This window comes from Sphingomicrobium aquimarinum, assembly GCF_039655735.1.
Lineage (GTDB): Bacteria > Pseudomonadota > Alphaproteobacteria > Sphingomonadales > Sphingomonadaceae > Sphingomicrobium > Sphingomicrobium aquimarinum.
Genome location: NZ_JBBYXH010000001.1, coordinates 150557 through 175342, shown reverse-complemented (window position 1 = coordinate 175342; position 24786 = coordinate 150557). Strand labels below are relative to the sequence as shown.

27 protein-coding genes, 2 tRNA genes and 1 other RNA gene are annotated in these 24786 nt (G+C 64.8%); 17 read left to right on the top strand and 13 right to left on the bottom strand.

Annotated features, from left to right (window positions below; translation table 11 throughout):
• Positions 1 to 55: 55 nt before the first annotated feature.
• Positions 56 to 799 (top strand): phosphatase PAP2 family protein, encoded by a 744-nt coding sequence (locus WJS89_RS00960; RefSeq protein WP_346339061.1) that lies wholly within the window; start codon positions 56 to 58, stop codon positions 797 to 799.
• On the opposite strand, the gene WJS89_RS00955 is transcribed toward WJS89_RS00960, so the two are convergent.
• From WJS89_RS00955 to tkt, 4 genes are read right to left on the bottom strand one after another with little or no spacing between them, the layout of a single operon-like run.
• The gene (locus tag WJS89_RS00955) at positions 796 to 1221 is read right to left on the bottom strand and encodes a DUF4440 domain-containing protein (protein WP_346339060.1); all 426 of its coding nucleotides are present in this window, start codon (positions 1219 to 1221) and stop codon (positions 796 to 798) included. The genes WJS89_RS00960 and WJS89_RS00955 overlap by 4 nt on opposite strands.
• Positions 1221 to 2426: a phosphoglycerate kinase gene (locus WJS89_RS00950; protein WP_346339059.1), complete on the bottom strand. Its 1206-nt coding sequence runs from the start codon at positions 2424 to 2426 to the stop codon at positions 1221 to 1223. The genes WJS89_RS00955 and WJS89_RS00950 overlap by 1 nt, the downstream gene beginning before the upstream one ends.
• Positions 2427 to 2451: 25 nt before the next feature.
• Positions 2452 to 3456: a type I glyceraldehyde-3-phosphate dehydrogenase gene (gene gap / locus WJS89_RS00945; RefSeq protein ID WP_346339058.1), complete on the bottom strand. Its 1005-nt coding sequence runs from the start codon at positions 3454 to 3456 to the stop codon at positions 2452 to 2454.
• Positions 3449 to 5425: a transketolase gene (gene tkt / locus WJS89_RS00940; RefSeq protein ID WP_346339057.1), complete on the bottom strand. Its 1977-nt coding sequence runs from the start codon at positions 5423 to 5425 to the stop codon at positions 3449 to 3451. Before tkt ends, gap begins: the two co-directional genes overlap by 8 nt.
• A 133-nt stretch (positions 5426 to 5558) precedes the next feature.
• Between tkt and WJS89_RS00935 the strand changes: the two genes are divergently transcribed.
• From WJS89_RS00935 to WJS89_RS00920, 5 genes are all read left to right on the top strand, one after another.
• Positions 5559 to 5726 (top strand): hypothetical protein, encoded by a 168-nt coding sequence (locus tag WJS89_RS00935; protein ID WP_346339056.1) that lies wholly within the window; start codon positions 5559 to 5561, stop codon positions 5724 to 5726.
• Positions 5726 to 6025, top strand: coding sequence for a cell division protein ZapA (locus WJS89_RS00930; RefSeq protein WP_346339055.1), 300 nt, complete (start codon positions 5726 to 5728; stop codon positions 6023 to 6025). The genes WJS89_RS00935 and WJS89_RS00930 overlap by 1 nt, the downstream gene beginning before the upstream one ends.
• A gap of 33 nt (positions 6026 to 6058) precedes the next feature.
• Positions 6059 to 6210, top strand: a non-coding RNA gene (ssrS, locus tag WJS89_RS12425) — 6S RNA.
• Between the two features lie 3 nt (positions 6211 to 6213).
• Positions 6214 to 6789 carry a 5-formyltetrahydrofolate cyclo-ligase gene (locus WJS89_RS00925; RefSeq protein ID WP_346339054.1) on the top strand — a complete coding sequence of 192 codons (576 nt, stop codon included), beginning with the start codon at positions 6214 to 6216 and terminating at the stop codon, positions 6787 to 6789.
• The gene (locus WJS89_RS00920; RefSeq protein ID WP_346339053.1) at positions 6786 to 7007 is read left to right on the top strand and encodes a DUF2842 domain-containing protein; all 222 of its coding nucleotides are present in this window, start codon (positions 6786 to 6788) and stop codon (positions 7005 to 7007) included. The genes WJS89_RS00925 and WJS89_RS00920 overlap by 4 nt, the downstream gene beginning before the upstream one ends.
• 62 nt (positions 7008 to 7069) lie before the next feature.
• On the opposite strand, the gene WJS89_RS00915 is transcribed toward WJS89_RS00920, so the two are convergent.
• The 3 genes from WJS89_RS00915 to WJS89_RS00905 form a co-directional block, all read right to left on the bottom strand.
• Positions 7070 to 7146 (bottom strand) — tRNA-Asp (locus WJS89_RS00915).
• A gap of 50 nt (positions 7147 to 7196) precedes the next feature.
• Complete coding sequence (locus WJS89_RS00910; RefSeq protein ID WP_346339052.1) at positions 7197 to 8363, bottom strand: AI-2E family transporter; 1167 nt, start codon at positions 8361 to 8363, stop codon at positions 7197 to 7199.
• Between the two features lie 117 nt (positions 8364 to 8480).
• Positions 8481 to 8565 (bottom strand) — tRNA-Leu (locus tag WJS89_RS00905).
• A gap of 159 nt (positions 8566 to 8724) precedes the next feature.
• Here WJS89_RS00905 and WJS89_RS00900 point away from each other — a divergent pair.
• Positions 8725 to 9609 carry a hypothetical protein gene (locus WJS89_RS00900; protein ID WP_346339051.1) on the top strand — a complete coding sequence of 295 codons (885 nt, stop codon included), beginning with the start codon at positions 8725 to 8727 and terminating at the stop codon, positions 9607 to 9609.
• Here WJS89_RS00900 and WJS89_RS00895 read toward each other — a convergent pair.
• Complete coding sequence (locus WJS89_RS00895; protein ID WP_346339050.1) at positions 9606 to 11114, bottom strand: YifB family Mg chelatase-like AAA ATPase; 1509 nt, start codon at positions 11112 to 11114, stop codon at positions 9606 to 9608. The two genes, WJS89_RS00900 and WJS89_RS00895, sit on opposite strands and share 4 nt — an antisense overlap.
• Positions 11115 to 11265: 151 nt before the next feature.
• Between WJS89_RS00895 and WJS89_RS00890 the strand changes: the two genes are divergently transcribed.
• From WJS89_RS00890 to yihA, 6 genes are all read left to right on the top strand, one after another.
• Positions 11266 to 11601 (top strand): hypothetical protein, encoded by a 336-nt coding sequence (locus WJS89_RS00890; protein ID WP_346339049.1) that lies wholly within the window; start codon positions 11266 to 11268, stop codon positions 11599 to 11601.
• Between the two features lie 102 nt (positions 11602 to 11703).
• Positions 11704 to 11838 carry a 50S ribosomal protein L34 gene (gene rpmH / locus WJS89_RS00885; RefSeq protein WP_252115532.1) on the top strand — a complete coding sequence of 45 codons (135 nt, stop codon included), beginning with the start codon at positions 11704 to 11706 and terminating at the stop codon, positions 11836 to 11838.
• Positions 11793 to 12167, top strand: a complete 375-nt coding sequence (rnpA, locus tag WJS89_RS00880) for a ribonuclease P protein component (protein WP_346340058.1) — start codon at positions 11793 to 11795, stop codon at positions 12165 to 12167. Before rpmH ends, rnpA begins: the two co-directional genes overlap by 46 nt.
• Complete coding sequence (yidD, locus tag WJS89_RS00875; protein WP_346339048.1) at positions 12164 to 12376, top strand: membrane protein insertion efficiency factor YidD; 213 nt, start codon at positions 12164 to 12166, stop codon at positions 12374 to 12376. Before rnpA ends, yidD begins: the two co-directional genes overlap by 4 nt.
• A gap of 25 nt (positions 12377 to 12401) precedes the next feature.
• Entirely contained in the window at positions 12402 to 14138 is a 1737-nt protein-coding gene (yidC, locus tag WJS89_RS00870; protein ID WP_346339047.1) for a membrane protein insertase YidC, read from the top strand.
• Complete coding sequence (yihA, locus tag WJS89_RS00865) at positions 14135 to 14764, top strand: ribosome biogenesis GTP-binding protein YihA/YsxC (RefSeq protein WP_346339046.1); 630 nt, start codon at positions 14135 to 14137, stop codon at positions 14762 to 14764. The genes yidC and yihA overlap by 4 nt, the downstream gene beginning before the upstream one ends.
• On the opposite strand, the gene WJS89_RS00860 is transcribed toward yihA, so the two are convergent.
• Positions 14761 to 16299, bottom strand: coding sequence for a glycosyltransferase family 39 protein (locus WJS89_RS00860; RefSeq protein ID WP_346339045.1), 1539 nt, complete (start codon positions 16297 to 16299; stop codon positions 14761 to 14763). The two genes, yihA and WJS89_RS00860, sit on opposite strands and share 4 nt — an antisense overlap.
• 78 nt (positions 16300 to 16377) lie before the next feature.
• On the opposite strand from WJS89_RS00860, the gene WJS89_RS00855 reads away from it, so the two are divergent.
• Together WJS89_RS00855 and dapE are read left to right on the top strand one after the other, a co-directional pair.
• On the top strand, positions 16378 to 17040 hold the full coding sequence (locus WJS89_RS00855) for a glutathione S-transferase family protein (protein ID WP_346339044.1): 663 nt from the start codon (positions 16378 to 16380) through the stop codon (positions 17038 to 17040).
• Positions 17037 to 18167: a succinyl-diaminopimelate desuccinylase gene (gene dapE, locus WJS89_RS00850; protein ID WP_346339043.1), complete on the top strand. Its 1131-nt coding sequence runs from the start codon at positions 17037 to 17039 to the stop codon at positions 18165 to 18167. The genes WJS89_RS00855 and dapE overlap by 4 nt, the downstream gene beginning before the upstream one ends.
• Here the strand turns inward: dapE and WJS89_RS00845 are convergent.
• The 4 genes from WJS89_RS00845 to WJS89_RS00830 form a co-directional block, all read right to left on the bottom strand.
• Entirely contained in the window at positions 18164 to 19885 is a 1722-nt protein-coding gene (locus WJS89_RS00845; protein WP_346339042.1) for a putative bifunctional diguanylate cyclase/phosphodiesterase, read from the bottom strand. The two genes, dapE and WJS89_RS00845, sit on opposite strands and share 4 nt — an antisense overlap.
• A 128-nt stretch (positions 19886 to 20013) precedes the next feature.
• The gene (locus WJS89_RS00840; RefSeq protein ID WP_346339041.1) at positions 20014 to 20556 is read right to left on the bottom strand and encodes a Smr/MutS family protein; all 543 of its coding nucleotides are present in this window, start codon (positions 20554 to 20556) and stop codon (positions 20014 to 20016) included.
• Entirely contained in the window at positions 20537 to 21745 is a 1209-nt protein-coding gene (mltA, locus tag WJS89_RS00835; protein WP_346339040.1) for a murein transglycosylase A, read from the bottom strand. Before mltA ends, WJS89_RS00840 begins: the two co-directional genes overlap by 20 nt.
• Positions 21742 to 22395 (bottom strand): Tim44/TimA family putative adaptor protein, encoded by a 654-nt coding sequence (locus WJS89_RS00830; protein WP_346339039.1) that lies wholly within the window; start codon positions 22393 to 22395, stop codon positions 21742 to 21744. Before WJS89_RS00830 ends, mltA begins: the two co-directional genes overlap by 4 nt.
• A 213-nt stretch (positions 22396 to 22608) precedes the next feature.
• Here WJS89_RS00830 and secB point away from each other — a divergent pair, with 213 nt between their 5' ends.
• Positions 22609 to 23193 carry a protein-export chaperone SecB gene (gene secB, locus WJS89_RS00825; protein ID WP_431993443.1) on the top strand — a complete coding sequence of 195 codons (585 nt, stop codon included), beginning with the start codon at positions 22609 to 22611 and terminating at the stop codon, positions 23191 to 23193.
• 27 nt (positions 23194 to 23220) lie between these two features.
• Entirely contained in the window at positions 23221 to 24786 is a 1566-nt protein-coding gene (gene murJ / locus WJS89_RS00820; RefSeq protein WP_346339038.1) for a murein biosynthesis integral membrane protein MurJ, read from the top strand.

Genomic DNA, 24786 nt, shown 5'->3' with positions numbered 1-24786 from the left:
AACGCTCCCAACCGCGCCAAGGGAACTCCCGTGCCGACACGACGCTGAAAGGGGCATGCTCGATCACGGCTCCTTCCTGCATCGCCTCTGGCACCGCGCCCATCGCATCGACAGCTGGCTTCTCGTCGGCTTCATGATCTCGACCCTAGTTTTGTTCGGGCTCGCCGTCCTTGCCGAGGAGATCTTGGAAGGCGACAGTTTCGCCTTCGACCAGACGATCATCTCGGGCCTTCGGCTGGCGACCGATCCGGCACAGGCGATCGCCCCTGGATGGGTCACGAGCGCGATGATCGACATTACGGCAATGGGCGGCGGGACCATCCTGTCGTTCGTGACGATTTTTGCTGTCGGTTACCTTTTGGCGATCGGGCGGCAGCGGATCGCGCTGTTCGTCGCGGCGGTCATCGTCACGGGCGCAATCCTGACCGATCTTCTGAAGTCGCTGTTCTCGCGGGCTCGGCCAGATCTCGTCCCGCACCTCGTGGAAGTGCATTCGCTGAGTTTTCCGAGCGGCCATTCGATGAACAGTGCACTCGTCTACCTTACGCTCGCGGCCCTCGTCGCACGCACGCGCACCGACACGGGCGTGCGCATCTACCTGATGAGCGCGGCGCTGCTGCTGACCTTCCTCGTCGGCGTGAGCCGCGTCTATCTCGGCGTCCATTGGCCGACCGACGTGCTCGCGGGCTGGGGCGTCGGCGCGCTATGGGCGGCACTGGCCTCGCTGATCGCAAAACGGCTTCAGGAAAAGCACGAAATCGAGCCCCCGAGCGAGGGCGAGGAAGTGGAGAAGGCCTAGTTCCAGAGCTGGAGCGCGTGGAGCGATTTGGCAACGCTCATGTCGGTCTCGAGACGCGCCAGGCTGCGCTCCTCCATCCGCCATCCGCGCCCGCGCAGCTTCACCCACAGGTCCTGCAACCAGAAGCTCCCCTTCCAGTCGCCGCCGTCCAACGTCATCTCGAGTTCGGCGGGTGTCGCGAACAGCGCCATGCGTCCGTGCTTGCGCGTATAGATTTTCCCGAACCGATAACCCCGACACGAGAATTCGTCCTTGGGCGCCCGCACGAGGCTGGCGCGGTCGAGCAGCACTGGTTTCTCGCCGCCCAGCACGAAACGGAAGCTCTTCGACGTCATCGCCGTCAATTTCTTGTTCTCGCCCTCGACCCACGCCCGCATCCACTGATGCTCTAGCGCCTCGATCGTCGCATTGAAGTCGGCCATCAGTCGGCGCGCTCCAGTGCCGCTACACCCGGAAGCGTCTTGCCTTCCATCCATTCGAGAAAAGCGCCGCCCGCGGTCGAGACAAAGCTGAAATCGTCGGCCACCCCCGCCTGGTTGAGCGCTGCGACGGTATCGCCGCCTCCCGCAACGCTGACGAGAGAGCCTTCCTTCGTGAGCGCCGCCGCCGTGCGCGCGAGGCTGACCGTCGCCGCGTCGAACGGCGCGGTTTCAAACGCGCCGAGCGGCCCGTTCCACACCAGGGTGTTGCAGGTCTTGAGCACATCGGCGAGCGCCTCGGTGGCCTGCGGGCCGATGTCGAGGATCATTTCGTCGTCGGCGACTTCATGCACGTTGCAGGTCCGCAGACTGTCGGGATTGGCGGCGAATTCCTTGGCGACGACCACGTCGTAGGGCAGGTGGATCGTGCAGTCCGCCCGGTCTGCCGCCTCGAAGATGCCGTCCGCATCGGGCACCAGATCGCGCTCCATCAGGCTCTTGCCCACCTCCACCCCTCGCGCGGCAAGAAAGGTATTGGCCATCCCGCCGCCGATAATGAGATGATCGACCTTGTCGACGAGATGCTCGAGCACCTGGAGTTTGGTCGAGACCTTTGCGCCGCCGACGACCGCGGCGACGGGAAGTTCGGGCTCGCCCAAAGCCTTGGCTAACGCCGACAGCTCAGTCTCCATCGCCCGCCCTGCGAACGAGGGGAGATGTTCCGCCACGCCCACCGTCGACGCATGCGCACGGTGGGCCACCGAAAAGGCGTCGCTGACGAAATAGTCGCCGAGCGCCGCCATGGCCTTGGCCAATTCGGGATCGTTTTCGGTCTCGCCAGCGTGGAAGCGCGTATTCTCGAGAATGCCGATCGACCCCGGCAGCATGATCGACACCGCCCGCGCCGCTTCGACCCCTTGGCAGTCCTCGACATAGCGCACGCTGCGCCCCGTCAACTCACGCATCGTCTCGACCAGGAGCGCCGTCGACATGCCGGGCTGCGGCGCGCCGTTCGGGCGCCGGAAATGCGAAAGCAGCAGAACCTTGGCGCCCTTGTCCGACAATTCGGCGATCGTCGGCAGATGCGCCCGCAGCCGCGTATCGTCGCTGACGTCTCCGTCGTGCATCGGGACGTTGAGGTCGCAGCGCACCAACACGGTCTTCCCCGAAAGGTCGGCGGGCAGGTCGTCGAGTGTCTTGAAAGTCATGAATGTTCCTCGGCGGACGTTCGCATCAGATCAGCTTGGCCATCACCCCGGCGGTGTCGATCATGCGATTGGAGAAGCCCCATTCGTTATCGTACCAGCTGACGACGCGCGCGAGCTTGTTCTCGAGCACGGCTGTCTCGAGGCTGTCGACGGTCGAGCTCGCCGGATGATGGTTGAAGTCCGAACTGACGAGCGGCTCATCGGTATAATCGAGCACGCCCTTCATCGCACCGTCGGCGGCGGCCTTGAGCGCCGCGTTCAATTCGTCGGCATCGGTGTCGCGCCCCGGCTGGAATACGAGATCGATGAGACTGACATTCGGGGTGGGCACCCGCACCGACGAGCCGTCGAGCTTGCCCGCGAGTTCGGGAAGCACCAGCCCGACAGCGCGCGCCGCGCCCGTCGTCGTCGGAATCATGTTCACCGCGCCAGCACGCGCCCGCCGCAGATCGCTGTGGGTCTGATCGAGGATGCGCTGGTCGTTGGTGTAGCTGTGCACCGTCGTCATGAATCCGCGTTCGATGCCGACTGTATCGTTGAGCACCTTGGCGACCGGCGCGAGGCAGTTGGTCGTGCAGCTTGCATTGGAGACGATCACATCGTCCGCCGTGAGTGTATCGTGGTTGACCCCGTAGACGATGGTCTTGGAAACATTCTTGGCCGGGGCGCTGATGAGCACGCGCTTGGCGCCCGCATCGAGATGCGGCTTGGCCGCTTCGTGGCTCTGGAAGGCTCCCGTACATTCCAGGACGATGTCGATGCCCATTTCCTTGTGCGGATGGTTCGCCGGATCGCGGTCGGCGACCATCTCGATCTTGTGCCCGTCGACAATGATCGAATTTTCCCGCACCTCGACGGGCTTGGAAAAGCGGCCATGCGTGCTGTCGTAGCGAAACAGGGTCGCATTATGCTCGGTGTCGGTCAGATCGTTGATCGCCACCAATTCGAGGTCATGATCGTCCCGCTCGAGGATCGCCCGTGCGACGAGGCGACCGATGCGACCGAAACCGTTGATGGCGACTCTAGTCATTCTTCAGATGCTCCATGATCTTGGTTTGGATGGCCTCGGGCGTGAAGCCGAATTTCTCGAACAGGTCGGGCGCGGGGGCGCTGGCCCCGAAGCGGTCGATCCCGATGTTGAGCCCGTTCTTCATCGTGATATCGGACCAGCCGAAGGTCGTCCCCGCCTCGATGGAGACGCGCAGGACCTCGGAGGGATCGACGTCCGGAAGGAGATCGGCACGATAGGCCGCGTCCTCCTTCTCGAACTTCTCCCAGCTTGGCATCGAGACGACGTCGGCGCCGATCCCGTCATTCTCGAGCCGCGCAGCGACTTCGAGCGCGAGATGCACTTCGCTTCCCGTGGCGATCAGGATGACGCGACGGTCCTTGTCCGCCGCCTTCAACCGATAGGCACCCTTGGCGACCAGATTGTCGCTCTGCTTCTCGGTGCGCACCGCGGGCAGGCCCTGTCGCGAGAGCGCGAGCAAGCTAGGCCCGTCCCCCGCCAGCGCATCCGCCCAGGCTTCGGCTGTCTCGACCGCGTCGGCGGGACGATAGACGGTCAGTCCCGGCATCGCGCGCAGACTCTGCAAATGCTCGATCGGCTGATGCGTCGGCCCGTCTTCGCCCAGCCCGATGCTGTCGTGGGTCATCACATGGACGACCTTCGCGCCCATCAGCGATCCCAACCGGATCGCGGGCCGCGAATAGTCCGCGAAGACGAGGAAGGTGCCGCCATAGGGCAGCACGCCTCCGTGCAGCGCCATGCCGTTCATCGCAGCGGCCATGCCGAATTCGCGAATGCCGTAGTAGATGTAGCGTCCGCCGTAATTGCTTGCGGTAAGCGGCTCGATCCCGCCCGCCTTGGTATTGTTCGATCCGGTGAGATCCGCCGATCCGCCGATCGTGGCGGGGATCGCCTCGTTGATCGTGTCGAGCACGATCTGGCTGGCCTTCCGCGTCGCCATCTTTTCGCCTTTGGCGATGAGGTCCTCGAGCAATCCCGAAAGCCAGCGGCGATCGAACTTGCCGTCGATCCGGCTCCGGAAGTCGCTGGCGTCGGCATGATCGGCGAGCCGCCCCTTCCAGGCCTTGTGGGCCTCCACGCCGCGCTGCCCGAGGTCGCGCCATGCGTCCCGCACGTCGTCGGGAATGACGAAGGGTTCGGCATCCCAGCCGAGCTCGGCACGCGCGGCGGCAATTTCTTCATCGCCCAACGGGGCACCGTGCGTCGCCGCGGTCCCCTGCTTGTTGGGCGCGCCGTAGCCGATGGTCGTGCGGCAGCGGATGATACTCGGCTTGTGGCTCGCCTTGGCCTCGCCGATCGCCTTCGAGACGCTGTCCGCGCTCATCCCGTCGCAACTGAAGGTCGACCAGCCCATCGCCTCGTGCCGCTTGAGCACGTCTTCGGTGCGCGAAAGATCGGTCGAGCCGTCGATGGTGATCTCGTTATCGTCCCACAGTACGATGAGGCGCCCGAGCTGGAGATGGCCCGCCAGCCCCGCCGCCTCGTGATTGACGCCTTCCATCAGACACCCGTCGCCCGCGATAACATAGGTATGATGATCGACGAGATCATCGCCGTAGATCGCGTTGAGGTGACGCTCCGCGATCGCCATCCCGACCGCGGTGGCAAGTCCCTGCCCCAGCGGCCCGGTGGTCGTCTCGACGCCGTCCAGCATGAAATTCTCGGGGTGCCCGGCACAGGGACTGCCGAGCTGCCGGAAATTGCGAATCTCGTCCATCGTCGGGTGCGCGTAGCCCGTCAGGTGCAAGAGCGCGTACACCAGCATCGATCCGTGCCCTGCCGACAGGACGAAGCGGTCGCGGTCGGGCCAGCTCGGGTCACTTGGATCGTGCTTGAGATGATCTGCGTAGAGCGCGACGGCCGCATCCGCCATTCCCATGGGCATTCCGGGATGCCCCGAGTTGGCGGCTTGCACCGCATCCATCGAGAGCGCGCGGATGGCGTTGGCTAGGCGGCGCTTGGTCGGCATGCTGATCCTCGTCTTCAGGGGGTCGTGAGGCTGCTATTGGAAGGCGTGGAAACGCACGTCAACCATGCCCGCCCACAAACCGCCGTGCGATCCCCTTGCAGGGGCGTATCGGCTGGCCTACGTCCCCACTGACATGGCCGATCCCACCCTCGACAATGCGCTCGACCGCGCCGATGCCGCCCTCGCGCGGATCGAGAAGGCGCTCGCGAGCCGTCCCGACGGGGAAGCGAAATTGCGCGCGGAAATGCGTGCGGTACTGGCCGATCTCGACGCCTTGCTCGCGAATGCGGAGAGCGATTGATGGCCGAGGTTACCCTGCACATCAACGGGCGCGACTATCGCATCCGCGCCAAGGATGGCGAAGAGGAAAAGCTCGTCCGCGCCGGCCAGATCGTCGAGGACCGTTGCGAGAAGGCGCGCGAGGCTCTGGGCAACCTGTCCGACACCAGCCTCTATTTCTATGCCGCACTCATGCTCGCCGACGATCTTGCGTCGGACGAGCCGGTTGCGCCGCCTGTCGATCCGCAGGCGGCCGCCCGTGCGACACGGCTCGCCGAACGGCTGGAAGCGCTTGCCGAAACTCTCGAGCAGGGCGCTTGAGCTTGCCCACCCTCGTCCCTACATCGTGCGGGACGGGTACTGCCTGGCACGAGCGTTCTACTATCCCTGAGGCTTTCTACATCCTAGGGAGCCGTCCCTACCCGGACCGTGGTCCGGGATACATGGCGCCCACCTGACGTTTTGGCGTCAGAGGATACAGAGGCAACGACCAAGGCGGTCCCGTCACCATGAACGCACCACTCCCCCACACTAAATCGGACATCCGCGCCGACATGCGCGAGCGACGGCGAACGTTCGTCTGCTCGCTCGAGGACATCACGCGCGACGCGTTGGAAGAGCAGCTCGCCGAACTGCTCGCTCCCTACCTTGCAAGCGCGCAGATCGTCGGCGCCTACCGCGCCGTTGGAGGCGAAATCTCGCCCGACGCCGCGCTGGAACGCGCGCGCCGCCTCGGCCGAACGGTCGCCTATCCCTGTTTCGGCGAAGACGAGGACCGCTTCGTCTTCCGTGCCGGCGATCCCGATATGCCGGGTCCGTTCCGCATCCCCCAACCCTCGCCGGACGCACCGGAAGTTCGACCCGACCTCATTCTCGTCCCGCTCCTCGCGGTCGGTAACGGGGGCATGCGGATCGGGCAGGGCAAGGGACATTTCGACCGCGTCCTCGCGCAGGTCGACGGCGCGCTCGTCTGCGGTATCGGCTGGCAGATGCAGCGTCTCTTCCAAGACATTCCGACCGACGAATGGGACATTCCGCTCGACCTCTTCGTCAGCCCGCGCGGCATCGAGGATTTCCGCTCGTGAGCGAGGAACGTCACGAGCCCAAATCGCGCGTCGCCATCGGCGTCCTCGGCATCGTCCTGTGGATTTCGGCATGGACCGCACTCGTCGTGTCGGCGTCCGACTGGGTGTCGACCTGGCCCGTCCTCGTCCAGATGCTTTTCTACCTCGTTGCGGGGCTCGGCTGGGTGATCCCCTTGAAGCCCGCACTACGCTGGATGGAAACGGGCCGCTGGCGCTAGGAAAAGCGCGGCGAATTCGGGTTTCGGGAGGAACCGCGCCCTCTCCTCCGATAGGGGGAAAGTGGCGCGAGTGACGGGACTCGAACCCGCGACCTCCGGCGTGACAGGCCGGCGCTCTAACCAACTGAGCTACACCCGCTGAAGCGTGGTGGCGGCCAACTATGATAGGTGCCCCCACCTGTCAACAAGCTATTGCCGTTTTTCTTTCGAACTTTCGTCCTTGTCCTCGCCCGCGTGCGTGAGCGTGCCATGCTCGAACAGGAAGCCCGCGATATCGGGCGTGCCCGCCGCCGCGATCACGGTCTTGATGATGATCAACAGGGGAACCGCCAGCAACGCCCCCACCACACCCCAGATCCACGCCCAGAAGCTCAAGGAGATGAGGATCAGAAGCGGCGAGACCTGCACCCGCTTGCCGACCACGAAGGGCGTGAGGACGTTCGCCTCGATCATGTGAAAGACCACGAAGAGAAGCGGCGGCAGCAGCGCCGCCCAAGGGTCGGCGAACGCCATCAGCCCGCCCACGGCCAACAGCAGAGTCGCCGCGATCGGTCCCAGATAGGGAATGAAATTGGTGACCGCGACGATGCCGCCCCACATGATGGGACTGTCCATCCCGATGATCCATAAGGCGAAGGCCGTCACGATCCCCAGCGAGACATTGATGAACGTGATGGTGCCGATATAGGTCGACGTCGCATCGACGACCTGTCCGATGACCCGCGCGGTCGTCAACGCTCCTTCGAAGCTGCCGCGGCTCGTGATCGTGCTCTCGCGCATGGCGGTCCAGCGCGACAGGAAGAAGAAGATGACCAGCATGGCATAGAACATCTGGATGAGCGCGATGGGCGCCGAGGTCGCGAACAGGTCGAGCACCGAATCGGGGGTCGTCACCGCGACGGCCGTATTCGTCCCGTCCGCGCTCATCCCGGAGAAGGCGTCCTCGATAAAGGCTTCCAGTTGCGCATAATATTGGATGATCGGCATGACCGTATCGCGGATCCGGTCGATGCGCTCGGGGATGAGGGCAAAATAGTCGATCGCGGGAAGCACGATCGAGGCGATCACGAAGCTTGCGAAGAGGATGAAGAGGATGAGGCTGGCGATACTCGCAACCGCGCTCGGCAACCCGCGCCGCTCGAACCATTCGAGCAGCGGAACGAGCGCGATCGCGATCACCAGCGCGGCCGCTGTCGGCAGGAAGAATTCCGCGCCGAGCGACAAGGCAAAGGGCAAGGCGATGACGACGAGCAGGCCCATGAAGAGCGCCACTGCGGCGAGCAACCGCACGCGCTTCACTTCGAGCGTATGCCCATCCTGCAATTCGATATGTTCGTCGGGAAGCGGTGCTGCCATGAACGCGAACCTAGCGACGGCGCGTGATACGGCAAAGCGGTTTGTGAGGGGCTAGGCAGACCTCCACTTCGCTGCGGGGCCAGCACGTCGGCCGTCTCGAAGAACGGACCTTTGTGCTGGTACCTCCGGCCGGACTCGAACCGGCACTTCGTAAGAAAATCGATTTTGAGTCGATCGCGTCTACCAATTCCGCCACGGAGGCCGACACCAGCGAAGCGCGGACCTACAAGAGCCGCGCGCGATGCGCAATATCGCGTGAGGCCGTGGCGAGGGAACATGGGCCGCGCCGATCCATTGGCACAGGGTCAGTAACGCGCCACGGCCGATCAACAGGGCACGGCGCATGCAAGGAGCCTGCCCCATGGATCCGTTACTTCTCGTTCTTATCATCGTTGGTGCGCTGGTCGTCGTCGGCCTCGTCATTATGGCCAACCGGAAGAAGCATACCGATGAACTCAAGGGTCAGTTCGGTGACGAATATGACCGCACGCTCGAGCGTTCCGATTCCCAGCATGCCGCCGAAAAGGCGCTGGAAGAGCGGCAGGACCGCGTTTCGCAGTATGACATCCGCCCGCTGACCACCGCGCAGCGCGACCGCTACACCTCGACCTGGACCGACGTGCAGTCCGAGTTCGTCGATCATCCCGATAATGCGGTGCGTCGTGCGCACACGCTGATCGACGATGTGATGCGCGACAAGGGCTATCCGATCGACGATTTCGAACATCAGTACGAGGATCTGTCGGTCAACCACCCGAAGGTGGTTTCCGAGTATCGCGCAGGTCACGATATCGTCACCCGCCACGAAGCGGGCAATGCGACGACTGAGGAAATGCGTCGCGGCATGATCCATTACCGCACACTCTTCGACGAGTTGATGCGGGACGTCGATCAGGCCGTGGATCGTGCGACCGGAGACCGCGACGGTGACGGAATGCCCAATGCGCTCGATACCCGCGATACGCCCGCCAATCCGCCGCGCCCGGCATCCGAACGCCCGCTCGGCGATCGCGACGGCGACGGAACCCCCAACGCGCTCGATGCGCGCGACGAACGCGGCGACCGCAACCGCCCCTTGGGCGACCGCGACGGCGACGGAACACCCAACGCGCTCGATGCGCGCGATGAACCTGGCGACCGCAACCGCCCCATGGGCGATCGCGACGGCGATGGAACTCCCAACGCGCTCGACACACAGGACGAGCGCCCTGTCGCTCCCCCGCCGAGCGCACCCCCCCGCCGCTAGTTGCGCGGTGGCTGGTGGCGATAGCTAAGTGCTTCGGCCACATGAATTCGTCCGACCTGGTCGCTTTGCGCCAGGTCGGCGATCGTTCGGGCCACCCGCAGCACGCGGTGATACCCACGTGCCGATAGCCGCATCGCCGACGCCGCATCGGCCAGCAGCCGCGCTCCCGCCTCGTCCGGGGTTGCATGTGCTTCAAGCTGGTCCGCATCGGCCTCGGCGTTGATGCGGATGCCCGTGTCCCGATAGCGGATCGTCTGTCGCTCGCGCGCTGCCGCGACCCGCACGGCGACCTCCGCGCTTCCTTCCGCAGGTCGCGGTAGCGTCAGGTCTGCCGCGCTCACCGCCGCGACTTCGACGTGCAGGTCGATACGATCCATCAGCGGTCCCGATACCTTCGCCTGATAGTCGGCCGCACAGCGCGGCGCGCGCGCGCAGGCTAGCGCCGGATCGCCGAGGTGCCCGCATCGGCAAGGATTCATTGCCGCCACCAGTTGCACGCGCGCGGGAAAGGTAAGATGCGCATTCGCCCGCGCCACGCTGACCGTCCCCGTCTCGAGGGGCTGCCGCAATGAATCGAGCACCCCGCGCTGGAATTCCGGCAATTCGTCGAGAAACAACACCCCGAGATGCGCGAGGCTGATCTCTCCCGGCTTCACCTTGAGTCCGCCGCCCACCAGCGCCGGCATGCTCGCCGAATGATGCGGATCGCGGAACGGCCGTCGCCTCTTCAGCCGCCCGCCTTCCAGCGTCCCTGCCACGCTCGCGATCATCGACACTTCCAGTGCTTCGCTAGGTCCCAGCGGTGGCAGGATCGACGGGAGGCAACTCGCCAGCAGCGATTTGCCCGACCCGGGCGGTCCGCTCATCAGCAGATTATGTCCTCCCGCCGCCGCGATCTCGAGCGCTCTCTTGGGGGTCTCCTGCCCCTTCACCTGCCGCAAATCGGGCCCGCTCGTCAGCTCCTCCGGCTCCCCCGGCTCGGGCGGCTTGATGACGCTGGTTCCCTTGAAATGCCCGAGCAGCGCGAGAAGATCGCCCGCCGCCAGCACCTCGACGTCGCCCGCCCAAGCCGCTTCGGCCCCCTGTGCATGGGGACAGATAAGCCCCTTGTCGGCCCCCGCCGCGTGCATCGCCGCCAGCAGAACGCCGGGCGAAGCGGCGATCCGCCCGTCGAGTCCCAATTCTCCGACCGCGATATAATGCGACAGCATCTCGGCATCGATCACCCCCATCGCCGCAAGGAGCCCCAAGGCGATCGGAAGATCGAAATGCGAGCCTTCCTTGGGAAGATCGGCGGGTGACAGGTTCACCGTCACGCGTTTGGGCGGCAGCGACAGGCCGATTGCGGACAAGGCGCTCCGCACCCGTTCGCGGCTTTCGCCCACCGCTTTGTCGGGCAACCCGACGATGATGAAATTGGGAATGCCGGCAGAAAGCTGCACCTGGCATTCCACTTTGCGCGCTTCGAGCCCCAGATAGGCTACGGTGTCGACGATCGCGACCATCAGCGAGCGTCCATCGAATTCAGTTTCAGGCCACGCAAAAATCCCCCTAGCTCGGCGTGCACAACCCTAGAGCGCGCACGAGTGAAAACAAGTCGCGTCGATCGCCCCGTCCCGTCTTGAGAGAGTCGCAAACACACACCACATGGTCGTCATGGGCAGAAGACCGAAGCGATGGATCGACCACGACCCCTGGCGCACGATCATGTTCGTCGTCGGCGTGCTCGTCATCATCGCGTCCCCTGCGGTCGGCATCCTGCCCGGCCCCGGCGGGGTCTTCGTGTTCGCCTTCGGGCTCGCGCTGTGCCTGCGCACCTCGCGCTGGGCGCGACGGCAATATGTGCGCTTCAAGCGCTGGCAGCCCGAGGCGGGGCGCTGGGCCGACTGGGGCCTGCGTCGAAAATCCGCCCGCCGCCGTGCCAAGCTGCGCAAGCAGGGCGCCGACGTCCACGACGCAGCGCGCATCGGCTATCGCGAGGAACAGTCGTGAGCGGTTTGACTTTGCGCGCCGATGACAGTAATGCCGCGCGCAACGGGAGGCCGCCGCAGCGCGGCCCTTTTTCATTCAACCGCTTTTTCGAGGATTTGAGCGATGAAACGCACGTTCCAACCGAGCAACCTGGTCCGCAAGCGTCGTCACGGTTTCCGTACGCGCATGGCCGATGCCAATGGCCGCAAGGTATTGGCGCGTCGCCGCGCCAAGGGCCGCAAGAAGCTCTCGGCCTGACGATTTCGACGGTCCGGGCACGACGCGATTTCCTTGCCGCCAATGCCGGCAAGCGCGTCGCCACCCCGGGCTTCGTCCTCCTCGTCCACGACCGCGGGGACAAGGATGCCGCGATACGCGTCGGCTACACAGTCTCGAAAAAGGTTGGCAATGCCGTGGTGCGCAATCGCACCAAGCGCCGCCTTCGCGAACTGGCCCGCGTGTTGCTGCCCGATCACGGGCGACCCGGCGCCGATCATATCATCATCGCGCGCGCCAAGGCTGCCGAACGCGACTTCTGGCTGCTGCGCGATGAACTCCATCAGGCACTCGATCGGGCGGCGCGATGATTACAAGGGCCCTGATCCTCGTCGCCAAGGCGTGGCAGAAGGGCCCTTCGCGCATCCTGCCGCCGTCCTGCCGATTCACGCCGAGCTGCTCGGCCTATGCGATCACCGCCTGGACGCGCTATGGGCCGGTGAAGGGCAGTTGGCTCGCCACCAAGCGGATCTGCCGCTGCCATCCTTGGGGGGGACAGGGTCATGACCCCGTTCCGTAATCCTTATTAAACGGGGCCTATCCACGTGAACGACAACCGCAACATGATGCTCGCGATCGTGCTGAGCATCCTCGTCCTCATCGGCTGGAGCGTGGTCAGCGACCGCTATTTCCCCACCGCTGCCGACGAGACCGTTACCGTGCAGGACGGCGAAGTCGTTGACGTACCCGGCCCCAGCGATGTCGATATCAGCCCGGCGGGTCCGACCGACACCACCGCGCTTCGCGATTATGACGAGGTCGTGGGCGAGACCGATCGCGTGGCGATCCGGACCCCCAGCCTCACCGGCTCGATCAATCGCACCGGCGCGCGCTTCGACGACCTGATGCTGACGCGCCACACCGAGATGCTCAATGGCGAGGAGCGCATCCACCTTCTCTCGCCGCAGGGCGTGGATAAGAGCTATTTCGCGCAGTTCGGATGGGTTGGAGACGGGATCGAACTGCCCGGCGCCGATACCGTCTGGCAGGCCGACGACACGACGCTGACCACCGAGGATCCCGTCACGCTGCGCTGGCAGAACGGCAGTGGGCAGACCTTCATCCAGCGCATCTCGGTCGACGAGGATTATCTCTTCACCATCGACCAGCGCGTGGAAAACCGCGGCTCGGGTGCGATCGCGGTGCGGCCCTACGCGCTCACGACACGTGCCGAACAACCCGAGACGCTCGGACTGTGGACCGTCCACGTCGGCCCCATGGGCGTCTTCAACGATGCCGCCGAATATGGCGTCGGCTATGATGATCTCGAGGACGCCGGATCGAAGGGCGAGCGTTTCGAGAGCGAAGGCGGCTGGCTGGGGTTCACCGACAAATATTGGCTCACGGCCATCGTCCCCGACCAGTCCTCGAACGTGAACGCGCGCATGGTCGAAACGCCGAGCGGTTCCTATCAGGCCGATTATATCGCCGCTCCCGTCGTGGTGCAGCCTGGACAGGCCACCACCTTCGACGCGCGTTTCTACGCGGGCGCGAAGGAGAAGGGCGTCCTCGACCGCTACGACGCCGAAGGCATTCCGCGTCTCTCCAAGGCGATCGACTGGGGCTGGTTCGAGTGGTTCATGCGCCCGATGTTCGACTTGCTGCGCTTCCTGTTCAAGGTCACCGGCAATTTCGGCGTCGCGATCATCGTCCTGACGTTCCTCGTCCGCCTCGTGCTATTCCCGGTTGCGAACAAGCAGTTCCGCTCGATGGCGGGCATGCGCAAGGTGCAGCCCAAGCTGAAGGCGCTGCAGGAGCGCTACAAGGACGACAAGCAGAAGCTTCAGCAGGAAATGCTCAAGCTCTACCAGACCGAGAAGATCAATCCGCTCGCGGGCTGTCTGCCGATCTTCATCCAGATCCCGATCTTCTACGCGCTCTACAAGGTGCTGCTCGTCAGCGTGGAAATGCGCCACCAGCCCTTCGTGCTCTGGCTTCAGGACCTCTCGGCGCCCGACCCGCTGACCCCCGTCAACCTGTTCGGCCTCCTGCCCTTCACCCCGCCGGGCTTCCTTGCGATCGGCATCCTTCCGATTCTGCTCGGCATCACGATGTGGCTGCAGTTCCGTCTCAACCCCGCGCCGATGGACCCGATGCAGAAGCAGATCTTCTCGATCATGCCCTGGATCCTCATGTTCATCATGGCGCCCTTCGCGGCCGGCCTCCAGCTCTACTGGGTGACCTCAAACATTCTCACGATCGCGCAGCAAAAGTGGCTGTACCGGCGCTACGATCTGGAAGCAGAGGGGATGGGCAAGGCTGCACATCCGGCGACAGAATGAGCGTCGATCCCAACGAGGCGCGGAAGCTTCTGACCGGCAAGGTCGAGTTTCTGCTGTCGGCGCCCTCGCTCAAGTTTCTGCCCGACGCCACCGTTCCGGAAATTGCCTTCGCGGGCCGCTCCAACGTCGGCAAATCCTCGCTTCTCAACGCGCTCACCGGGCGCAAGAAACTCGCGCGCACGTCGAATACGCCGGGGCGCACGCAGGAACTCAATTTCTTCGAGATCGGCGAGCCCGTCGAACTGCGCCTCGTCGACATGCCCGGCTACGGCTTCGCCAAGGCCCCGGTGCAGATGGTGGCGCAGTGGAAAGCGCTGGTGCAGGATTATCTGCGCGGTCGTCAGGTCCTGAAGCGCACCATGCTGCTCATCGACGCGCGGCGCGGCATCAAGGACGTCGACCGCGAGATCATGACGATGCTCGACGGCGCGGCGGTGAATTATCACATTGTCCTCACCAAGGCCGACAAGCTCAAGGCCAGCGAACTCGAAAAGACCCGCGCCGCGACCGAAGCCGAAGCCAAGAAGCACCCTGCCGCCCATCCCGAGATGTTCGTCACCTCGAGCGAAAAGGGCTTGGGCATCGACGAGCTTCGCGCCGCCATTATCGACTCCTCACGGCTCTAGCGCCGGAACCGCTCGACCTGCATCTCGGGAAAGTCGCTCCCGGCAGCGAATGTCGCGACGGTTTTGCGTGCCGCTACGGGCAACTGCTCGTCCAGCCACCGCGCGATGGGCGCCTCGCACCCGGCAGAAACGATCACCGCATCGTCGAGCATGGCGGGATCGACCACGAACTCCCGATCGAGCCCGCGCTCGCGCAGCGTTCGCGGTTCCCACACACGCGTTCTAAATCGCTCTAGCGCTCCCTCCGCCGTGCCGACCGCGACGATCCTCCGTCCGACCGTCAACATCATGTCGCGCTCGGCGTCGCGTGTCCGATATGCGGAGACGAAGGCCGGCAGGTTCCAGTCCGCACAGACGATCACGGGGCCCTCGCCCTCGGCCTCGACCGCCGTCGCCACGCCGCGCCAGTCGGGCTTCTCACGCGCCGTTGAGAACAAGGCCAGCTGCGATCCGATCAGGACCAGCCCGGCGACACCCAAAGCCGTAGAACCGCTGCGCACGATCATGATGGCGCCCGCGAGCGCGATCCCGATCGTGAACGGCAAGAGCGTACGAGGCATCAGCATCGGCGTGACAAGTCCGGCGCCGAAGAGCGCAAGAGGAAACCCCAACGTCACGACGAGACAGAGGATCAGCGCCACCGGCGGCCATTCTGCCGAGCCGTGTTTCTCGGCAAGCCGTCTCTGGACGACGAGCCATGCAGCGAGCGCGAGGACGGATGTTGCGAGGATCGTGAAGATCAAATTCCCGCCCGACCGACCGTCCTCGACCGGCACCGGCAGCACCAGCCCCGCCAGAATGGCAATGACGCCTCCGATGCTCTCCTGCCCGAGCCAGTTGAACTGGCTGATCCTAGCATAAGCGAGCACCCGCAGCGCCTCGGGCAGCACCAGCAGCGCCGCAACGACCAACGCCGCAAGCACCTGCCAAAGAGGCACCGCATCGCGCCGCATCACCATCGACAAGGCGGCGAGCCCCACCGTCCCCACCAGAAGCCATGCCGTGACGTGCGTGTAGATGGCCAGCACCGCGAACAGGATGGCCAGCACCAGCCGCCCTCGCCGGACTGTGTCGCCGGACAGCGCACTCGCCACCGCCGCCAGCATCAGCGTTCCGAGCAGTACGAGCAGCGCATAAGCCCGCGCTTCCTGCGCATAATCGACGAGCGGCGGCATCACCGCCACCAGCGCGGCGCACCACAACCCCGCCGCAGTCGAATGCGCCGCGCGGCCCAACCAGAAGGCCGCGCCGATCGTCGCCGTCCCGAAGACGAGCGCGGGCATCCGCACTACCCAGCCTGCGTCGCCCGCCGGCAGCCACAAATTCTGCACCGCATAATAGAGCCCCGGCGTCGGATCGACCGGCTCGAAAAACAGCTCGTTCAAGGAATAGCGCGCCACGACGAGGCTGAGGCTCTCGTCCCCCCAGAGTGGCTGCGCGCCGATCGCGACCGCGCGAACGAACAGTCCGCCGAGCAGGATCGCGCCCAGCACCGCCCACGTCCGCGACGTCGTCACGCCCCCCTCGCCGCTCACCCTTGTCATCCCCCCTGAACTACGCGATGCGCCCATGCATTGACTGTCTTCGATGTCCTACCCGCAAAAGGTCCGCGCATGAAATTGATTATCGGCAACCGTGCCTATTCCAGCTGGTCGCTGCGCGGCTGGCTGGGGCTGAAGGCCTCGGGGCTCGACTTCGAGGAATTGGTCGTCCCCCTGTTCGATGAGGAATGGGAACAGCGCCGCGAGGGCAACGAATTCGCCCCCGGTGGCGGCAAGGTGCCGCTCTTGTGGGACGGCGATACCGTCATCTGGGACAGCCTTGCCATCATCGAGACCTGCGCCGAGCGATCCGATTATCCCTTCTGGCCCGAGGACCCCGCCGCGCGCGGCATGGCGCGGTCGATGGCCGCCGAAATGCATTCCAGCTTCCCTCATCTGCGCAAGCTGATGCCGATGAATGTGCGCAAGCGCGTCGAAGATTTCCACATCGGGCCCGATCTCATTCCCGAGATCGACCGCATCCTCACGCTCTGGGCGCAGGCCCGGGCGCGACGCACCGGCACGGGCGACTATCTGTTCGGCGAATGGGGCGCGGTCGACATGATGTTCGCTCCCGTCGTCACGCGCTTCGTCACCTACAAGACGCCGCTGCCGTCCTTCGCCGCCCAATATGCGAGCGCCGTCATCCACCATGCGCATGTCGTCGAGTGGATCGAGCTGGCGCAGGAGGAACCCTGGCAGATCGAGGATTACGAGCAGGGAGCGGGAGGATGAGCATCGATCCCGTCGACCTCGCCGCCCGCCTGATCGCCGAGAAAAGCATCACCCCCGCGCGCGGCAAGGTGTTCGACGTCCTCGCCGGCGCCATCGAACCGCTGGGATTCACGATCCACCGCTTCGTGCTCGGCGAGGAACCCGACGGCCCGACCGAGAATATGGTCGCCATCCGCGACACCGGCAAACCGGGCATCCATTTTGCGTTCGCGGGCCATCTCGACGTGGTGCCCGAGGGCAAGGGATGGGCCAGCGACCCGTACGATCCCGTCATCGAGGACGGCATTCTCTACGGTCGTGGTGCCTGCGACATGAAGAGCGCCATCGCCGCCTATGCCGCCGCCATCGCCGATGCGCTGCCCGAAACCGGCATCCAGTCCTTCCTCATCACCGGCGACGAGGAGGGCTATGCCACCTATGGAACCCCGCGCATCATCGACTGGCTCAACGAGCGCGGCATCCGCCCCGATCATTGCCTGATCGGCGAGCCCACGTCGGTCGATCGGCTCGGTGATACCGTCAAGATCGGCCGCCGCGGTTCGCTCAACGTCTGGCTCGAAGTCCCCGGCCATCAGGGACACGTCGCCTACCCGCATCTTGCCGACAATCCGGTGCCGCGGCTCGCGAAAATCATTACCGCGCTCGAAGAATGGGTCATCGACGAGGGCACCGACGAATTCCAGCCATCGAACCTCGAATTCGTCGCGCTGGACACGCCGACCAAGGCGTCGAACGTCATCCCGGGTCATGCCGACGCGCAGTTGAATATCCGTTTTACCAGCCTTCATAAAGGCGAAGACCTCGCGCGCGAACTCGTCGCCCGCGTGAAGGACGTCGATCCGCAGGCCAAGGTGAAGACCCGCGTATCGGGGGAAAGTTTTCTGACGCCCCCCGGCCCGCTCTACGATGCCCTGACACATGCCATTCGCGACGTGACCGGCATCGAGACCGACCTTTCCACCAAGGGCGGTACGTCGGACGGACGATTCATCACCGCGCTCTGCCCCGTCGTCGATTTCGGTTTGCCCAATGCGACCATGCACAAGGTCGGTGAAGCAGCAGCGGTCGAGGACATTCGCGCGCTGGCGCGCATCTACAAGGGCGTGATCGAGCGCATCACGGCCTAGGCCGCCGCGTTACCGCCCGCGATTAATTCGAGCCGCGTCTCGCCAGGCCCGCGCTCGGCATTGCGCACCCAGGCAAAGAATTCCTCCTCGCCCATCGGTTCGGCGAAGACATAGCCCTGGACCACTTGCGCGCCCATCGTGCGGAGAATGTCGGCCTGCGCGGCATTCTCGATCGCTTCGGCCACGATATCGGCGCCCACCGCATGCACCAGAGTGATCACCGACTGGACGATGTTACGCGCTTTTTCCGACCGATCGATGTCCACCACGAGACTGGGATCGAGTTTAACGCGATCGAGCGGCATCGAACGCAAACGCGCGATGTTCGAATAGCCCGTTCCGAAATCGTCGATCGCGATGGTCGCGCCTTCCGCGCGCAGTGCTGCCATCGCAGCGATATTCTCGTCCGAACAGGACATCGCCGCCGTCTCCGACAGCTCCAGTTCGACGAGACTGAGGGGAACGCCGCGGCTGGCGAACGCGTCGCGCACACGCGCGAAGAAATCGGCCCGATCGAGCTGTCGCGGGCTGACGTTAACCGCGAGGCGCCGTGGATTGCCCGACGCCTTCCACTGGGTCAGGATCTCGGCGCATTCCGCCAGCACCCAGTCCCCGATATCGCTGATGACCCCGCAATTCTCGGCAATCTCGATAAAGCTTGACGGCTTGCGGACATCGCCTTGCGGATGATTCCAGCGCAACAGCGCCTCGGCGCCGATGATCTCGCCTGTCTTGAGGCTCATCTGCGGCTGGAGCGCAAGGCTGAATTCACCGCGCTCGAGACCTTCGGTCAGCGCCCGTTCGGTCTCGATCTTGCGCTGATGTTCCTCGCTCAAGGCATCGGAGAAGAGGCAATATTGGCCGCCACCCAGATTCTTCGCCTCATACATCGCGATGTCCGCCGCGCGCATCAGGCTCTCGACACTCGTGCCGTGGCGCGGGCACATGCCGACACCCACCGAGGCGCCGATGTCGATCGAGTGACCGTGAAGTTCGAACGGCTCGGAAATCGCCTGCGCGATCCGGCGCGCGACCCGTTCGACCTGTTTGCGGTCGATCACGCCCGGCAGGAAAATCGTGAACTCATCGCCAGCAAGCCGAGCGACGAGCGGACGTGCGAGGCTATCGGCCTGCATTTCCGCGGTCACGACGATGCGCAGCCGATTGGCGACCATCGTCAGCAGCTGGTCGCCGCGCGCATGTCCGAGGCTATCGTTGACCGCCTTGAATCGATCGAGGTCGACGAAAAGCATCGCCGCTTTCTCCTCGTCCTCGCGCAGCGCCAGCAGGCGATCGACCTCGCCGCGAAAATGCAGCCGGTTGGGGAGCGAGGTGACCGGATCGAACATGCCCAGCGCGTGTGCATTGTCGATCGAGGCCCGCACCTCCGCAAACAGCTTGTCGACCGCTTGCGCCACCGCGGGCATGTTCTTCTGCACGACCTCGGGTGCCGGGCTGGTGAGATCACCGTCCTCGACAGCGAGCAACCGGTCGCCCAGCGCCACCATCGCCCTGGCGCTGCCCGAATTGGGACGCTCCGATGCGATATAGCAAATGAGCAGGCAGAAGGACCCGGCCACCAAGCTGGCGACGATCTGTTCGTCCAGTTCCTTCAGGAACAGGAAGGCGGTCAGCGAGAACAGAAACGAGGCGACCCCTGCCGTGCCCGAGAGCACTGCATTGGAAATCTTCTGCGCTGTCGCCTTGTTGAATTGCACGGGCTCCAGTCCCCTCCTCGCTACGAATCCGATCGCACGTCCGCCATACCGACCGGGCTCCGAGCCCCACGAGACTTAAAGGAAGGGGGTTAAGAAAGTGTCACGTCGAAAAGGTTAACCGGCGTCTGTCAGCGTCGACGCCGCAGCACGATATAGAGGGCACCACGCCCGCCATGCGCGGGCGCTGCCGGACGCACCGCCGCGATCGCATCGGCATGGCGCGAGGCGCCGAGCCAGTCGTGCACCGCGCCGCGAATTCGCCCGCGCGCGATCGGGGGCTCGCCCTTGGGCGGGTGACCGGTGATGAGCAATACGACGCGCGCTCCAGCCGCGATCGCGCTGGCAAGACCCCGGTCGACCGTCTCCCAGGCATCGTCGAGCCCGAAGCCGTGCAGATCGATTCGCCGGTCGGGAGTGATCTTTCCCTGCCGCAATTTCTTGTCCCATCCGCCATCGAGGGTCGCGTCGAGATGGCGTTCGGGCTGTGCGGAATGGATGAGGGGACGCGAGCGTTCGACCGCACTGCGGGCCTTTGCGCGTTGCTTGTGGGTCGGCGCGGGCGCCTCTATCGGCGCAGGTCCCGCGTTTCCGCAGCGTGCGCGCGAAAGCGGCTCGATCGTCGCGGCCACCTTGGCCCAGAGTTGCGCTTCCTCAGCGCTGAGCGAGCGCACGCGCCACCGCCGTTCGCGGCAACAACAGGCGCGCCGTCCCGCTCGAGGACATCTCGCCCGCGATCCGCTTGGCCGCCGCGCCGGCACCCCAAAAGGTGTCGAAGCGGTTGGCGCCCTTGATGGCGCCGCCGGTATCCTGTGCGACCCACAGGCCGTCTGCGACGTCGTTCTGCATGTCGAGCCACACGGGCGCGCCCAGCGGCACGAACTTAGGATCCGCCGCGACCGAACCCAATGGCGTCACCGCTACCTCAAGCGCGCCAAGCGGCCCCGCTCCCGTGAGTTCGCGAAAGAAAATGTAACTCGGATTCTCGTTCATCAGCGCCGCGCCGCGCGCCGGGTCCTCGCGCAGATAATTCTGGATCGCTTCCATCGTGATGGTGCCGCTTTCCATGATGCCTCGCTCCCGCAAGAGCCGCCCGATAGCGACATATTCGCGTCCGTTCTGGTTGGCATAGCCGATCCGCACGACCTCGCCGCCCGGCAGCAGCAGCCGGCCCGAACCCTGGATCTGCAGGAAGAAGAGGTCGACGGGATCGGCATAAGCGATCTCCAGTCCGCGCCCCGCAAGCGCCCCGTTTTCGATTGCCGCACGGTCGAAATAGCGCACGAAATTGCCCGAGGCGTCGCGTCGTCCCCGGCCTTCGCCCGATCCGTCGCTGAATGTCCCCCGCGTCAGGTCGTCGGGCACGCGATAGACAGGCGCGCTCAGCCGCGCGGTCCGCGTTCGGCTACCCTCGATCTGCGGCTCGAAATAGCCCGTCGCGAACGCCTCGCCCCCCGCAATCTCGACCCAGTCGAACTGCCGCTCGAAGAAGGTCGTGGCACTCGCGGGCGACAGGGTGTTCGCTACCGCGCACAGAGGCTCCCAGTCGGAGCGCATCGTCAGGCCCGACTGGTCGGTTCTTGCCAGCAATTTCGGGCAGGAAAGATTGAAGGACGCCAGCGCGCGCTCGGCCTCCTCCTGGCGAAGCGGCACGGCGCTCGCGCGGCGGATCGGCGCACGGCTCGCATTCTCATAAACGGGGGTGGCGGCTTCGACCGTCGGGGGCACTGCCGCACTCGATGTCGTCACGGGTGCGCTTGATGCAGGCGCACGCCCCACCGGCTCCACGCTCGCGGCGCAAGCAGACAGGCTGAAGAGAAAAGCGGCAACGGCCCCGATCCGGGCCGGGGCGGTCAGCGTCATGCTTCTTCGTCGGTCTCGACGAGGATCCAGTTCGGGTCGCGTGCGCCGACGTCGCGGCGGAAGGTCCAGCGGTCGCGCGTCTGGACGGCATCGTCCATCGAGCCGGCCACGACCTCGCCACTTTCATCGCGCGTCACCGCGGCGATATCGGCTTCGAACCGCACCGTCAGTTCGGCGATCGACTGGTCGAGCTTGGCCGCCACGATGATCGCATCCTCGATGGTGATGAGCCGGTTGTCGAGCGTCAGGCCCTGCGCCTGCCGTGCGTCGACGGCACCTGCAAAGGCTTCGTAGACATTGTCGTCAATGAATTCGCGCACCTCGTCGAGGTCGCCGCGCCAGAACGCCTCGAGGATCATCCGGTAGGCACCCTTTGCGCCTTCGAGGAAACGCGCCACGTCGAACTGGGGATCGGCAGCGAGAAGCGCCCGCACGCCCGGTCCGGCCAGCGGCACATACGCCATCTGGCCCTCCTCGTCGAAACTCGGCGACGTTCCCGCGCCCACCTTGGGCTGCTCTTCGGAAAGCTTTGCCTCGGGCTCGGCGGCCTTCACGAGGTTCTGCTCGTGACCTGTCCGCTCGCCAAGCACGCTGAACAGGCGCAGGCCGATGAAGAGGGCGACGAGGGCGAGGATGACGACTGCGGTCAAGAAACTGTCCTACTCGTGAGAATCCAAAGTGATAAGCGACCCTAACATAAGCGTCTTAACCCGCCCTTTCAAAGGCTCGCTACGTTTCCAACGCACGAAACGCGCGTTGCGTCGCATATGCATGACTGCTAGTCGCCCCTCGATACGATCTCAAGGGCTGCGAAGCGGTTCTGGCCGCGCCCGCGCCCGCCCACCTTCAAGGACAGTTTCATCATGGCCGACGATACGCCCAACGACCTTCCCCCCGCCGGTGACCAGCCTGTCGGCAACATGCCGCCTCCGGGCGATGCGCCGCAGGGAGAGATGGGCAACTCCCCCTCGATCGCCAGCCTCGCCCAATATGTGAAGGACCTGTCGGTCGAAAACCCCGGCGCACCCAAGAGCTTCCAGTATCAGGGCAAACCGCAGATCGACCTCGGTTTCAACATTGAGGTCAACAAGGTTTCCGACGATGTCCACGAAGTGACGCTCAAGGTCGATTGCTCGAGCAAGACCGACGAGGGTATCCAGTTCGCCATCGATCTTGCCTATTCGGGCCTGTTCGCGATCCGCAACATTCCCGAAGAGCAGATGCAGCCGATCATGCTCGTGGAACTGCCACGCCAGCTGTTCCCCTTTGCACGCCAGATCATCGCCGAGGCGACCGCCAATGCGGGCTTCCAGCCGCTGCTTCTCGATCCCATCGATTTCGGTGCGGTCTACATGCAGCAGATGCAGGCGATGGCCCAACAGCAGGCAGGCCAGCAGCCCGGCGGTGAAGGTGGCGCTCCCGCCCCCGCACCGACCGCTGACGCGTAACGCGTCGCAAGCGGGGTCGGAAACGACATGAACCTCGTCAAGGCCGGCGGCACCATCGGCGGGCTCACGCTCGTCAGCCGTGTCCTCGGCTTCGTCCGCGAGATGGTCTATTCCAGGGTCATGGGCGCCAATGCGGCGTCCGACCTGTTCCTGTTCGCCTTCATGATACCCAACCTCCTGCGCCGTCTGCTCGGCGAGGGCGCGTTCAGCCAAGGCTTCGTGCCGCTGTTCGCGCGGCTAGTGGGCAAGGACGACGATCTTTCGGAAGCCGAGCGCTTCGCCGAGGAAGTGCAGGCCATTTTCCTGCCCGTCCTCATCGCGCTGACCGTCCTGTTCGTCATCTTCATGCCGGCGATCGTCGCCTTCATCGCCGATGAAAGCTGGGTCGAGAACCCGACTATCTTCGGCAATGCGGTCGACCTCACCCGCATCACCTTCCCCTATCTCATCTTCATCGCGCTGGTGTCGCTCTTCAGCGGCATCCTCAATTCGCTCTCGAAATTCGCGGTCGCCGCCTTCGCCCCTGCATTGCTCAACGTGGCCCTCGTCGGCGCGCTGTTGCTGGTCGACGAGGGCGGACTCGCGACCGCGCGCGCGATGGCATGGGGCGTCGTGGTCGGCGGCGTCATCCAGCTCGCGACGCTCGTCATCGCGACGCGCCGCGCGGGTGTGAAACTCGCCTTCCGGGCTCCCCGCCTCACCCCGCGCGTCAAGGAGATGCTGCGGCTCATGGTCCCCGCGACCATCGCGGCGGGAGGCTATTACCTGAGCCAGTTCTTCTACCTGAAGTTCGCGACCCGCCTGCCGGACGGCAGCCTCCTCTACCTGAGCCAGGCCGACCGCCTCAATCAGCTTCCCCTCGCGCTCATCGGTTCCGCGATCGGGGTCGCCATCCTTCCCGCGCTCAGCCGCCATATCGGCCAGGCCGAGCATAAGCAGGCGAGCAACGTGCAGAGCCGCGCGACCGAGCTGGCGATGCTCCTCACGCTTCCCGCAACCATCGCGCTCATCGTCATCGCCGAGCCGATCATGACCACTCTCTTCGAAGGCGGCCGCTTCACCGAAGAGGATGCGCGCACCTCGGGCCTCGTCCTGTCCTTCATGGTCATGGGACTTCCGGCCTATGTCATGATCAAGATCTTGGCGCCCGGCTTCTTCGCCCGCAAGGACATGAAGACCCCCGCCATCATCACGATGGTTACGCTGGCGGGCGCGGTGGCAGTCTGGTTCGCGCTCATCGACGAGGTCGGCATCGCCATCCTCCCGATCGGCACGGCGGCGGCGGCCTGGGTCAACGCGCTGTCGCTCTACGTCCTGCTCCACCGCCGCGGTCACTTCAGTCTCGAACCCTGGCTCATCGCACGCCTTCTCAAGCAGTTGCTGTGCGCCGGCATCATGGCGGCCATCCTGTACGTGCTCTCGGGCTTCTTCGCCGACTGGTACGCCGCCGACGGCGGGCGCAAGGCGGTCGCGATCCTCGTCACCTGCGGCGCGGGCGGCATCACCTATCTCGTGCTTGCCTGGATCATCGGCGCGATGGACAAGCAGGACATCCTTCTCCTGCTTGGCAAAAAGAAAGCGAAAGACCTCTAA